At 34.9% G+C, this 11,523-nt stretch carries 15 protein-coding genes and 1 tRNA gene; 7 read left to right on the top strand and 9 right to left on the bottom strand.

What is annotated here, in order from left to right; translation table 11 throughout:
- The first annotated feature begins 108 nt into the window (after positions 1-108).
- On the top strand, positions 109-795 hold the full coding sequence (locus FGL31_RS11265) for a hypothetical protein (protein ID WP_138091488.1): 687 nt from the start codon (positions 109-111) through the stop codon (positions 793-795).
- Positions 796-1,543: 748 nt separating this feature from the next.
- Here the strand turns inward: FGL31_RS11265 and FGL31_RS11260 are convergent.
- Positions 1,544-1,631 (bottom strand) — tRNA-Ser (locus tag FGL31_RS11260).
- A 129-nt stretch (positions 1,632-1,760) separates the two neighbouring features.
- Here FGL31_RS11260 and FGL31_RS11255 point away from each other — a divergent pair.
- From FGL31_RS11255 to FGL31_RS25460, 5 genes are read left to right on the top strand one after another with little or no spacing between them, the layout of a single operon-like run.
- Entirely contained in the window at positions 1,761-2,138 is a 378-nt protein-coding gene (locus FGL31_RS11255; protein WP_099369838.1) for a methylglyoxal synthase, read from the top strand.
- A gap of 5 nt (positions 2,139-2,143) precedes the next feature.
- A complete protein-coding gene (locus tag FGL31_RS11250) occupies positions 2,144-2,569 on the top strand; it encodes an OsmC family protein (protein WP_138091484.1) in 426 nt (141 codons plus the stop codon).
- 33 nt (positions 2,570-2,602) lie between these two features.
- The gene (locus FGL31_RS25470; RefSeq protein WP_232046664.1) at positions 2,603-3,091 is read left to right on the top strand and encodes a type I pantothenate kinase; all 489 of its coding nucleotides are present in this window, start codon (positions 2,603-2,605) and stop codon (positions 3,089-3,091) included.
- Positions 3,057-3,320 (top strand): type I pantothenate kinase, encoded by a 264-nt coding sequence (locus FGL31_RS25465; RefSeq protein WP_232046662.1) that lies wholly within the window; start codon positions 3,057-3,059, stop codon positions 3,318-3,320. The genes FGL31_RS25470 and FGL31_RS25465 overlap by 35 nt, the downstream gene beginning before the upstream one ends.
- The gene (locus FGL31_RS25460) at positions 3,289-3,549 is read left to right on the top strand and encodes a type I pantothenate kinase (RefSeq protein WP_232046661.1); all 261 of its coding nucleotides are present in this window, start codon (positions 3,289-3,291) and stop codon (positions 3,547-3,549) included. The genes FGL31_RS25465 and FGL31_RS25460 overlap by 32 nt, the downstream gene beginning before the upstream one ends.
- Here the strand turns inward: FGL31_RS25460 and FGL31_RS11240 are convergent.
- Positions 3,536-4,105, bottom strand: a complete 570-nt coding sequence (locus tag FGL31_RS11240) for a mechanosensitive ion channel family protein (RefSeq protein WP_232046659.1) — start codon at positions 4,103-4,105, stop codon at positions 3,536-3,538. The genes FGL31_RS25460 and FGL31_RS11240 overlap by 14 nt on opposite strands.
- 43 nt (positions 4,106-4,148) lie before the next feature.
- Positions 4,149-4,418 carry a hypothetical protein gene (locus tag FGL31_RS23530; protein ID WP_197734413.1) on the bottom strand — a complete coding sequence of 90 codons (270 nt, stop codon included), beginning with the start codon at positions 4,416-4,418 and terminating at the stop codon, positions 4,149-4,151.
- Positions 4,419-4,608: 190 nt separating this feature from the next.
- Between FGL31_RS23530 and FGL31_RS11235 the strand changes: the two genes are divergently transcribed.
- The gene (locus FGL31_RS11235) at positions 4,609-5,562 is read left to right on the top strand and encodes an acetyl-CoA carboxylase carboxyltransferase subunit alpha (RefSeq protein ID WP_099369835.1); all 954 of its coding nucleotides are present in this window, start codon (positions 4,609-4,611) and stop codon (positions 5,560-5,562) included.
- A 42-nt stretch (positions 5,563-5,604) separates the two neighbouring features.
- Here the strand turns inward: FGL31_RS11235 and FGL31_RS11230 are convergent, their stop codons facing one another.
- The 6 genes from FGL31_RS11230 to FGL31_RS11210 all read right to left on the bottom strand — a co-directional run bounded on the left by FGL31_RS11230 (position 5,605) and on the right by FGL31_RS11210 (position 11,522).
- The gene (locus tag FGL31_RS11230) at positions 5,605-6,945 is read right to left on the bottom strand and encodes a PDZ domain-containing protein (RefSeq protein WP_171017640.1); all 1,341 of its coding nucleotides are present in this window, start codon (positions 6,943-6,945) and stop codon (positions 5,605-5,607) included.
- Positions 6,946-7,136: 191 nt separating this feature from the next.
- Positions 7,137-7,994 carry a sugar phosphate isomerase/epimerase family protein gene (locus FGL31_RS11225; RefSeq protein WP_138091478.1) on the bottom strand — a complete coding sequence of 286 codons (858 nt, stop codon included), beginning with the start codon at positions 7,992-7,994 and terminating at the stop codon, positions 7,137-7,139.
- 138 nt (positions 7,995-8,132) lie between these two features.
- Positions 8,133-9,974, bottom strand: a complete 1,842-nt coding sequence (locus FGL31_RS11220) for an NADP-dependent isocitrate dehydrogenase (RefSeq protein WP_262709102.1) — start codon at positions 9,972-9,974, stop codon at positions 8,133-8,135.
- Positions 9,925-10,347 carry an NADP-dependent isocitrate dehydrogenase gene (locus FGL31_RS30365; RefSeq protein ID WP_262709101.1) on the bottom strand — a complete coding sequence of 141 codons (423 nt, stop codon included), beginning with the start codon at positions 10,345-10,347 and terminating at the stop codon, positions 9,925-9,927. Before FGL31_RS30365 ends, FGL31_RS11220 begins: the two co-directional genes overlap by 50 nt.
- A gap of 188 nt (positions 10,348-10,535) precedes the next feature.
- The gene (locus FGL31_RS11215; protein ID WP_138091475.1) at positions 10,536-11,192 is read right to left on the bottom strand and encodes an NAD(P)H-binding protein; all 657 of its coding nucleotides are present in this window, start codon (positions 11,190-11,192) and stop codon (positions 10,536-10,538) included.
- Positions 11,193-11,240: 48 nt separating this feature from the next.
- Positions 11,241-11,522 (bottom strand): GNAT family N-acetyltransferase, encoded by a 282-nt coding sequence (locus FGL31_RS11210; protein WP_138091472.1) that lies wholly within the window; start codon positions 11,520-11,522, stop codon positions 11,241-11,243.
- Position 11,523: the final 1 nt, after the last annotated feature.

Raw genomic sequence — 11,523 nt, 5'->3', positions numbered from 1 at the left:
TTCTAGGTGTGTTTCTGATGGTCAGATTTGTTATATATTATATAAGTCAGTAAAAATAAATTAAAAACTATAGATTTGTATAATTTATAAATCCAAACCAAAATCATCATGAAAAAAATCTTTTATTACTTCATCTTACCCATCATTCTATTTATTGTAGTCTATCTAGGTGTTTATAATATGTTTTATGATTCCTCACCTAAGCAAAAGGATGCCAATGATACGACAATCCAATTTATTCTTCTCTTAGCTGGTATAATAACAATAATAGTACTATTCATAAATTTCTTTATTCAGAAAAAACAGTTAAAGGAACAAAAGGATGAATCAGAGTACAATAAACAAAATAGCGAATTCAATAGAGCATTAAGCATCATCTATCAACAATTAGAGTACACGAACAAAAGGCTTTCAACTATAAAATATAAAATACCTTTTAATGAAAACACAGTTATGGGTTATATAAATAAAGACCTAGATACAATAATCAAAAAGAAAATATATAATAAAGAAAGTACTGATATAATATTACGAGAATTAACAAAAGAAATAGATTTCTTTATTGAGGTAATCAACAACCATAGTCTAAGTAAGTCAAAAAAGATTGAATTAAATAAAATTGTGTATTGGAATATCGGAACAGAGCTTGAAGAGTACATCACGGCATTATCTGATTTATTCGACCAATACAAAGAAAAGGTTGATGCAGACCCTAAAAGTGACATCTATTCAGAATGGTACACTAGATATAATTTGATTAAAAAGCTAAAGTCACATTTAGCTGATGAGTTATAACTTAAAAAATGACCACTGAACAATGTTATGATTGCGATAAAAAATAATGGATAATATTCATTTATATATTTTATAACATATAGCTATAATATTGAGATATTATAGATGTCAGGGTGATATATGGGAATTTTGGTTGTATAAGTGATAGAAAAATATTATGTTTGTTTTTTGTAATTATTTGATAGATAGTTTTTTATAAACTAGGTTTTGGAAGGGGATGTAAATGCCCCTTTCTTTGCCCCACATATCGGAACACACATCACAGCCCCATAAATACAATCCTGAAAACTTTTTCCCATCCACTGTAACAAATCATCTAAACCGCATCCAATTCATTTTATAAAATATAAAACATCCTGTTAAAACCATTCGTATTGTCACACAAAACAACAGTGGCTAAACCGTGCCTATCAAACTAATTTAAATTAAAAACTATCTCTTATTTTTTATATAAGATTCATTTGTTATAGCCTGAATTATTAAATCTTCAACAGATAAATACTTTCATTATAAATATTTCAAAGCATCCTATGCGAGTTATTAACAATATTATAATTTGAATGGGGAATAATTATGAAATTCACAATAAATGAAAACAATAAAATTGTGCGCTGTAGAAGCAAATAGTATTAGGAAATGTTATTGAGAATCAGTATCTTTACTGCACTAGCGTTCATTAAAAAAGGGATTCAGTACTTCGAACTACTAAACCCCCTGTAATGGTTTAATCACTATTATGTAATGATTGCGGAGAGAGAGGGATTCGAACCCTCGATACAGTCATCCCGTATACAGACTTTCCAGGTCTGCTCATTCGACCACTCTGACATCTCTCCTGAATGTGGGTGCAAATATATAGAAATTTCTCACATATTTGACATTTTCTTAGTGTTTAAATAACCTTCCCCAATTATTTTTGTTATCTTATCCAAGCGATATCAACAACACGCAAACATTCAATTCAAATGGCAAAAACAATAGCTTTAATTGCACATGATGGGAAGAAAGCCGAAATGGTTGCCTTCGTCAAAGATCATCAAGAAGAATTAGCAAAAGCCCATATCGTGGCAACAGGAACAACAGGTTCTTATATACAACAAACAGGTTTACCAGTTGAGTTAAAGCTCTCCGGACCAAAAGGCGGAGATGCACAGATTGCTGCAATGGCAGCTGAAGGAAAAATCCAAGGGATTATATTCTTTAGAGACCCATTAGGAAAGCATGCGCATGAACCTGATATTCAAATGTTGATGCGTATATGTGATCTATGGAATGTACCATTGGCAACTAACGTAGCAACAGGAACATTGATTATAAAAGGATTATTAGAGGAGGATAATTAATAAATATGGCAGAGGTATTGGTCAGTATTGGTGAAGAAAGTTATACCACTACAATTTCATACGACGATTTAGAAATATTAGCAGACGAACCCGTCGAGCTCGGAGGTCAAAATAAAGGCCTTGCACCCTCACAATTATTGCTATCATCTGTTGGAGCCTGTAAGGCAATTACAATGAGAATGTATGCCAACAGAAAAAAATGGAAAGTCGACAAAATCGATATCAAAATTTCCAGTGAGGTTCAGAAAAGCGAACAACAGCAAACAACCTTTATTAAATGCAATATATTTATCGAAGGAGACCTTGATGAGGAACAAAAAAGAAGAATCTACGCAATAGGTGAAAAATGTCCGGTACATAAGATGTTAATGAACCCTATTGTCATTGAAAGTAATCTAATTGATACAATGCAAGTAAAAAACAATTCTTGATTGTATATTTGCGACTTGAAAAAATAAATTACCATGCCATCTATAAGTGAACATACTTTTACAAGTCCGTTCCAGAATTTTACTCGCGAACAATGGAAAAGATTGAACGGTCAATTGTCCCATTCCATTCAAGAGGAAGATTTAGATCAACTGCACGCCCTCAACGAGCCGTTGACCATGGATGAAATTGAGGATATTTATATTCCTTTAGCACACTTGTTGGAAGTTCATATTCACAATTTTCAAGAGCTGCATTCTAAAAGCAATGTATTTTTTAAGCGCAATGACCGAAAGTTACCCTTTATTATAGGTATCGCAGGGTCGGTGGCTGTAGGTAAAAGTACAACAGCAAGGGTATTGACTAAAGTCCTGTCCCTACTTCCCAACAAACCTAAAGTAGAACTGGTAACTACTGATGGTTTCCTATATCCCAATAAAGAATTAATCAAGCGCAATATCTTAAATAGAAAAGGTTTCCCAGAAAGTTATGACACGAAAAAAGCTACTTCAGTTTCTTGCTGACATAAAATCTGGCAAATCTCAAGTTACTGTCCCCTTATATTCCCACTTGGAGTATGATGTATTGAGCAATGAAAAGTTGCTGATTTCTCAGCCTGACGTTCTGATCGTTGAAGGAATCAATGTCCTACAGGTAAATTCAAGAAAGAATGGGGTCTTCGTTTCAGATTTCTTTGATTTTTCAATATACGTAGATGCGGATGAGAAAAAACATCGTTTCATGGTATATTGACAGGTTTGAATCCTTAAGAGCAACAGCCTTTCAGAATTCAGCTTCATATTTCCATAAATACGCCAATCTAACTGAAGAAGAAAGTTATGCTATGGCACGACAGATTTGGAATGAAATCAACAGGCCTAACTTACATGAAAACATCCTTCCAACAAGATACAGAGCTGATCTGATCCTGAAAAAAGGTTCTGAACACTTTATTAAAAGAGTAAAGGTTAGGAAGATTTAAGGATTTTCCTTTCGAACTTAATAATCTCTCTTAGAATTTCGTTTTCAATATCTCGATGCATACGATTACTGTTGGTTACTGCATGTAAGTCCAATTTATAACGCACCATATCCTTTCCTATTTCCATCACCTTAATCTTAAATTCATCATCTTTTATTTTAAGGTTAGGATGAGTTACTAAACTTAACTTCAAATGCTCTTCTAGTTCTTCAAAATGAAGGGAAACTTCCAATGGCAATTCAAATCGAACAGTAAACAAACTAGATTGATGAGCAGAAAGGTTCATAAATGTGGAGGTAAATACCATATTGTTGGGTACCATTACAATATCATCTTCTTCATCCTGCAAAACTAGGTTAGCAAAAGTAATATCGATAATCCTACCTTTATGTTCTCCTACTTTTATCCGGTCACCAACAGAAAGCTGCTCTGAAAACATCACGATCAATCCGGATATCATATTGGTGATATAATCTCTGAATATTACAGCTATGGCCATGGCAACAATGGTCATACTGGTAATAAACTCTTTAGGATTGATACCAAATGCAGTCATAATGGCTATTACAAAGAATATTGTATTTAAAACTGCTGTCAGCCTATTTATGCCCAAAACAAAAATTACCACGTTCCCTCTTCTTGGAATTTCGTGCATTATAAAGCATGATTACCAAGAATCTGAACATAGAAAGGACGATACTCGGTATCAAAAATGAATATAGACCTCTCAAGAACTGAGCGAGCAATTTTCTTTCCTCTATATCATTTTCAAAATAGATATGGCTATAGATAATAATTATCACAAGCAATACTTTTCCTATAAAAGCCCAAGGAATTTTCGGTTTGTTTTCTTGTGTGGCTGCATTCATGGGCATCAATATATTATTTTTTTAAGTACAACACAAAACAAGTGTTGCTGCCGTTTTGTTATTATGCTTATTATCAGCTATAAAATAGTTTTTTATTGGAAATAAATTGATGTTAAGGCTAAATAACATTTTATAATTCTTAAAAAACAAGTAACTTAGCTTCCGCTTAAATGACACCAAACAGTTAAATATGGAGACGACATTTGATTTTGAAAAGCCGATTGCTGATTTACAGATGCAGATTGAAAAGGTTAAACAAGTAGAAGAAAAAACCAAAGTAGATATGAGTGCTACTGTTCGCGAATTGGAGGAGAAACTGGAGGAAACAAAAGTTGAGGTGTATAGCAACATGACTGGCTGGCAAAAAGTTCAGATGTCAAGGCATCCCGATAGACCACAAACATTCGACTATATTGATTTGATTTGCGATGATTTCATCGAATTGCACGGAGATAGAAATATCAAAGATGACAAAGCAATTGTTGGTGGATTTGCTACTATCGGTGGACAATCTGTAATGGTTATTGGTCATCAAAAAGGTAAAAACACTAAAGAACGTCAGTTCCGCAATTTCGGGATGGCAAATCCTGAAGGATATAGAAAAGCTCTGCGCCTGATGAAAATGGCGGAGAAATTTAACAAACCAGTCGTTACACTAATCGATACCATGGGTGCTTATCCTGGTTTAGAAGCTGAAGAACGTGGACAAGGTGAAGCTATTGCTAGAAACCTTCGTGAAATGGCAGTTTTAAAAGTTCCGATTATTTGTATCGTGATTGGTGAAGGTGCATCTGGTGGTGCATTAGGAATAGGTATTGGTGATAGAGTTTACATGTTGCAGAACACATGGTACTCTGTTATTTCGCCAGAATCTTGTTCTTCTATCTTATGGAGAAGCTGGGATCAAAAAGAAAGAGCTGCTGAAGCATTGAAATTAACTGCAGAAGATATGCTTGGAAATGGTTTGATCGATGGAATTATCGAAGAACCAGTTGGAGGCGCTCACCAAGATCCTGAAGCAACTGCACTAAATGTAAAAAACAGAATCTTATCAGATCTGACAATTCTAAAAGCTAAAGATACTTCAACCCTAGTGACTGAAAGAATAGACAAATTCAGCAATATGGGAGTTGTAAACGAATAAAATAATAGCCTCGATAATCTCGAGGCTTTTTTTATCCCTTTTTTATATATCCTTTTTATATGGTATCGGGTCGATCAATTTAAACTCAGCCTTTACCTCTTCAGCTCCTCTTTTCAAAACCAGTCGAATTATATCTCCTTCTTTATGCAGAAATTTACCAATAATCTGCTTCAATTTCATGTTTTGTGCAGATGAACCATTAATCTTTAATATTTCATCATCAACTTGTACTCCTGCTAAATCCGCCGGTGAACCCTCTCTAACATTCCCGACTTTATAAATTGGCCTCAATGAAAACTCATACTTGAATTCTTCTTGACTATAGACACTAATGCCACCTGATGGGCCATCCTGTCTTTTACCAATATTTGTCGGGATTCTTCGTTGTGTCCATTCCAGTCCATCATGTTTGATATCCAGCCCGGCCATATTGATTTCAAACTTCTTGTTGAAATTCCGGTTTTTCTTCAGATAGATTTCATTCTGAGGATAATTAAAAATCACATGGAAATGCTGTAATACTTGGTTGCCAATAGATCCTACCCTATTGACAGCTAATTTTGCAGCATGAACAGCATTAGAGTCTGGATAAGAAACGATCGGTTGATTGATATAAAAATCAGTCCAAGTAAACCCTTCGATTCTGTTTCTGAAACCGAATATCAAACCATTGAATCCCCTTCCGATAAAATCATAAATTCTCGGTTCATGGACTTGAAATGAATCCAAAAGAAATGGAAACACCAACAGACCGTCTGAATTCCCCATATCAACCAGCATTTTTGCCTGTGTTAATTGACGATCTCCAAGATCTAAATCAATTTTTACGTAGGGTCTGCTTCTTTCTAGTTCAATTGGTACTCTAGTAAAATTTTTGGTGAGTTTTTCAGGATATTCATAGGAGTCATAAATGTAAATCCTATTTTTCAAGTAATCTACCTTGATCAAGTAGTCTTCAAAAAATCGACTTCCCAATATTCCATTGATGGGTACACCAATATGACTCGAAAGATCCAATTCCTCACCATCAATCACAAAAATATTATGGGTGCTATCCAATAGTGTTTCGCCAACCAAAATTTCATTTCCAACAGCCATCACTCCCTCAACACCATCTTCAATGCCAATCCCAGAAAACTTAACTTTAGATACATTTTCTAAAGGCACAGAATCCTGTGGACTAGCAAATAAAATAGTTTCCTTGACTCCGGTGTCTAATAAGAATGACAGCTCTACACCATTCACCTTCACTGGAACAATTACTAAATTTCCATTAATCTCAAATTTGAAAGAATTAATTTTGGGATTCATTAAAGTAAAACTCCTTTGTGCATAGCTATGTATGAACAGCAAGTTCAGTAGGAAAAATAAAGCTATCTTCATACACAAAGGTTTATCCATATAAATTTACTTAATTTTTAGATTCAAATAACTTAACATCCACTTAATACAGAACATTTAATAGAAAATTAAGTTTCAGATTAAAACCTTAATAAAATGATAAGCTATAACCTAAAATCAAAAAAAGGAATGACCAAAATGACCATTCCTTTCAAATAAAATATTTTTAATTTTTAAACTGCGCTCAATACCCCTCGGAAAAAACCTACGGATTCAGCAATTCCTGCTAATGGATCTTTCATATCTTTTTCAAATTCAATACTGCATACCCCTGGATATTTTATTTTCAATAATTCTTTGACAAATGCAGGAATATCGATCACTCCTCTTCCTAATTCGCATGTTGATCCTTTCGCATCTGCTGCCGTTACATTTTTCAAGTGGATATCAAATATTCTAGATTTATATCTTCCTAAATCTTTTATAGGATCTTGACCATCCCGCATATTATGTCCCATGTCAAAACACATACCCAAATTTTTATCCAAATCTTTTATTTGATTCCAGATTACCGTAGCGTTAGGATAAATTTTGTCCTCAGGACCATGATTATGGATTCCGTATTTAATATTATATTCTTTAGCTTTTTGAGCAACATACGGTAAATCTTTGATTTCAGGGATTCCAATCATCAGATCTACACCTACTCTTTTGCAATAATCAAAAGCTCTATCAATCTCAGCCTTAGTCTTCATATACAATGGTCCTACAGCATAACCTTTAACATTAGATTCCGCCAATTTTTGATGAAATGCTGCAATTTGTTCTGCTGTACTATCTAATGGCAAATGAAAATCCTTAATGCATAAGTATCTTACATCCATTCTTTTCATCATGGCTAGTGACTGCTCCAAATTAAAGTTTACAAAGCTATAACCAGCAATTCCCAATTTAATGGCATTTTGATCCGCCATCTTTTCAACTGATTCGGAAGCGCTCGAAGTCATCCAACTTGGGCTTGTTAAAACTGCTGCAGCACCCAAAGCACTACGTTGTAAAAAACTCCTTCTACTGTTTTTAGTATTACTCATTGAAATAGGTTTATGTTGTATATAATATTAAAAATAAGGAATTTCAACCTAAAAGGCAATAGAGAGTGAAAGGCGAAATGGAAAAAAAAGAACCCCTGATTAAATTAAATCAGGGGTTCTTTTTTATGTTATAGAATACTATAAAGCGTCAATTGCAGCATTTAATGTTGCTGAAGGGCGCATTGCTTTACTAGCCAATTCATCATTAGGGAAATAATATCCACCGATTTCTTGTGCTTTACCTTGAGCAGCGATTAATTCTTCATTGATCTTAGCTTCTTGTTCTGTCAATGCTTTTGCTAGGTCAGCAAATTTAGCCGCCAATTCTGCATCCTTTGTTTGATTTGCCAAAGCTTCAGCCCAGTAAGTTGCTAGGTAGAAATGAGAACCACGGTTGTCAATTTGTCCAACTTTACGAGCTGGAGATTTATCATTTGACAAGAATTTAGCATTTGCCTCATCTAAAGCATCAGCTAATACTTGAGCTTTCTCGTTGTTTTGAGTTTGTGCTAAATGTTCCAAAGAGGCTTGCAATGCAAGGAATTCACCTAAAGAATCCCAACGCAAATAACCTTCTTCCAAAAATTGCTCAACGTGCTTAGGAGCTGAACCTCCAGCACCAGTCTCAAATAAACCACCGCCATTCATCAATGGAACAATAGACAACATCTTTGCAGATGTCCCTAATTCCAAGATCGGGAACAAGTCAGTTAAATAGTCACGCAAAACATTTCCAGTTACCGAAATCGTATCTTCACCTTTACGGATTCTATCGATCGAGAATTTTGTTGCTTCGATTGGAGAAAGGATACGGATATCTAAACCTGTTGTATCGTGGTCAGCTAAATATTTGTTTACTTTTTTGATGATTTCTCTATCATGAGCACGGTTTTCATCTAACCAGAAAACTGCAGGAGTAGAAGATAAACGAGCACGATTAACAGCTAATTTAACCCAATCCTGAATTGGAGCATCCTTAGTTTGACACATACGGAAGATATCACCTTCTTCAACTTTCTGTTCCATCAATGTTTTTCCATTGTTATCAACCACACGGATTACACCGTTTTCTGTGGCTTGGAAAGTTTTATCATGTGAACCGTATTCTTCAGCTTTCTGAGCCATTAAACCAACATTTGGAACCGAACCCATGGTTTTAGGATCATAAGCACCGTTTACTTTACAGTCTTCAATAACTGCTTCGTAAATTCCAGCATATGATCTATCAGGAATAATCGCTAAAGTATCTTGTTCAGCACCGTTTTTGTCCCACATTTTTCCACCAATACGAATCATTGCTGGCATAGATGCATCAACGATAACATCTGAAGGAACATGTAGGTTTGTGATTCCTTTATCAGAATTCACCATTGCCAAATCTGGACCATTCGCAATTGCAGCGTCGATTGCTGCTTTTACTTCAGCTTCTTGTGGAGTTCCGGCAATCTTAGCATACACCTCACCTAAACCATTGTTTTTATTGATGCCCAATTCTTTGAATAATTCGCCATATTTAGCGAATACATCTTTAAAATAAACCTCAACTATAGCTCCGAAGATAATTGGGTCAGAAACTTTCATCATAGTCGCTTTCAAGTGAGCTGACAATAATACACCAGCTTCTTTAGCTTCTTGAATTGCTTGAGCAACAAATTCTTTCAATTTAGCAACGTGCATAACTGAAGAATCAATCACTTCACCCGCTTTAAGGTTTCCTAATCCTTTTAATTCTTTTGTTTCACCATTTGATCCAACGAACTCAATTTTAAATTGGCTGTCTTGGTCAAGAGTTAATGATTGTTCAGAACCGTAGAAGTCACCTTCTTTCATTGAAGTAACTTTAGTTTTGCTGTCATTAGCCCAAGTTCCCATTCTATGAGGATTTGCTTTCGCGTAGTTCTTCACAGCTTTTGGAGCACGGCGGTCAGAGTTACCTTCGCGTAAAACTGGATTTACAGCAGAACCTAAAAACTTTAGCATACGCAGCTTTAATTTTCTCTTCTTCTGCATTTGCAGGTGAATCTGGGTAATGAGGAATATTATATCCTGCTTTTTGCAATTCCGCAATAGCAGCTTTTAATTGTGGGATAGAAGCAGAAATGTTAGGCAATTTAATGATATTAGCATCTGGAGTAGTTGCCAATTGACCTAATTCTGCTAAAGCATCAGCAGTTTTTTGTTCCGCTGATAAATATTCGTTTAGGTTAGCTAGGATACGTCCTGCTAAAGAAATATCTCTTAATTCTACTTCAATATCAGCAGTTTTTGCAAATGATTGAACGATAGGTAGAAATGAATACGTTGCCAATAAAGGCGCTTCATCTGTTTTTGTGTAAATGATTTTAGATGACATAATTTTCTATTGAAATGATATTATTTTGCAATTATTAGTGAAAATTAAAAAGCGTAATGAGCTCTTTTTTTAAATTCGCCTAAAGATAATAAAATCAATTTTAAATAGCCATAAAAGCCAAAATAATGATGGAATATCAAAAATCTTTGACTTTTCTCAATAGAATAACCTGAAAAATTAGAAAATCATTAACCTTCGTCACCCTCCTCGCCCCAAATTTCTTTAGGGTTATATACGTCTACCAAACCTTCTTTATCTTCAAATGAAGATTCCTTGATCGCTTTTGCCAATTCCATTGTGCTGATAGGCTTATAGGTTTTAAATAATCCATAGGAATTCAAGAATTTAAGGGCTTTCACAGCAATTCTTTCACCACGCCTATCCGTATTAGGTCGGTCAATAGGTCCTGGGCGAACGATTACTAATTTTGGAAAATTTAAGGCTTTAACTGCTTCCTCAAGCAATCCTTTCATTTTGGTGTAATGAAAGCGTGAGGTCACGCTTGCTTGAGCTGAAGACAATAAAACAAAAGTTGAAATCCTGTTTAATTTACAAAGGGCAGCAAATTTCAATTGATAATCGTAATCTACTACCCATTGTGCTTCTTTACTCCCAGCAGCTTTTAAAGTAGTACCCAAAGTCGAGAATGCTGTATCCCCATCGATAAACACTCGATAATCTTCCAAGCGATCAAAATCAACAACCACTTCCTTAAGTTTCGGTTCTGATGGAAAAAACGGCCGTCTTACCAAGACTGTTACTGATTCCACTCGACGATCCTCTAATAATTGAAGGACTAATTCTCTTCCTGTTGCTCCGGTACCCCCTATAACTACTGCTTTCATATTGTTTTTTTGATGTTTTTGTTTTAATAAATAAATCTTCCTTTATTATTAAAAAAGAACATCGCGAATATTGACATCACGATCAAATTGAGCTTTTGCGAATGGGCATAATGGTAATATCTTCAGATTATTATCCCTAGCAAACTCAACTGCCTTTTCAAGTAGAACTGAGCCAATCCCTTTACCTTTTTCTTCAGGATCAACCTCCGTATGATCGATTATAATCTTACCGGGACCAGCCTTCGAATATGTCATTTCGCCAATTCTCTTTCCATCCTCTTCAGCAAAAAATGCTCCCTTATTGTCTGATTGTTCGTGTTTCACTAACATA

Origin of the sequence: Sphingobacterium daejeonense (genome assembly GCF_901472535.1) — a bacterium.
GTDB classification, from domain to species: Bacteria; Bacteroidota; Bacteroidia; order Sphingobacteriales; family Sphingobacteriaceae; genus Sphingobacterium; species Sphingobacterium daejeonense.
The sequence above is the reverse complement of the archived record's forward strand: the minus strand, read 5'-3'. Positions and strand labels throughout refer to the sequence as shown.

Bases quoted from the DNA above. Each gene is read 5' to 3' on its own strand.
- FGL31_RS11220 (WP_262709102.1), bottom strand. From the start codon at position 9,974: ATGCTAAAGTTTTTAGGTTCTGCTGTAAATCCAGTTTTACGCGAAGGT.
- FGL31_RS11215 (WP_138091475.1), bottom strand. From the start codon at position 11,192: ATGAAAGCAGTAGTTATAGGGGGTACCGGAGCAACAGGAAGAGAATTA.
- FGL31_RS11250 (WP_138091484.1), top strand. From the start codon at position 2,144: ATGGCAGAGGTATTGGTCAGTATTGGTGAAGAAAGTTATACCACTACA.
- FGL31_RS11235 (WP_099369835.1), top strand. From the start codon at position 4,609: ATGGAGACGACATTTGATTTTGAAAAGCCGATTGCTGATTTACAGATG.
- FGL31_RS11265 (WP_138091488.1), top strand. From the start codon at position 109: ATGAAAAAAATCTTTTATTACTTCATCTTACCCATCATTCTATTTATT.
- FGL31_RS11230 (WP_171017640.1), bottom strand. From the start codon at position 6,945: ATGAAGATAGCTTTATTTTTCCTACTGAACTTGCTGTTCATACATAGC.
- FGL31_RS11210 (WP_138091472.1), bottom strand. From the start codon at position 11,522: ATGTTAGTGAAACACGAACAATCAGACAATAAGGGAGCATTTTTTGCT.
- FGL31_RS30365 (WP_262709101.1), bottom strand. From the start codon at position 10,347: ATGTCATCTAAAATCATTTACACAAAAACAGATGAAGCGCCTTTATTG.
- FGL31_RS23530 (WP_197734413.1), bottom strand. From the start codon at position 4,418: ATGAATGCAGCCACACAAGAAAACAAACCGAAAATTCCTTGGGCTTTT.
- FGL31_RS11225 (WP_138091478.1), bottom strand. From the start codon at position 7,994: ATGAGTAATACTAAAAACAGTAGAAGGAGTTTTTTACAACGTAGTGCT.
- FGL31_RS11240 (WP_232046659.1), bottom strand. From the start codon at position 4,105: ATGACTGCATTTGGTATCAATCCTAAAGAGTTTATTACCAGTATGACC.
- FGL31_RS25470 (WP_232046664.1), top strand. From the start codon at position 2,603: ATGCCATCTATAAGTGAACATACTTTTACAAGTCCGTTCCAGAATTTT.
- FGL31_RS25465 (WP_232046662.1), top strand. From the start codon at position 3,057: ATGACACGAAAAAAGCTACTTCAGTTTCTTGCTGACATAAAATCTGGC.
- FGL31_RS11255 (WP_099369838.1), top strand. From the start codon at position 1,761: ATGGCAAAAACAATAGCTTTAATTGCACATGATGGGAAGAAAGCCGAA.
- FGL31_RS25460 (WP_232046661.1), top strand. From the start codon at position 3,289: ATGAGAAAAAACATCGTTTCATGGTATATTGACAGGTTTGAATCCTTA.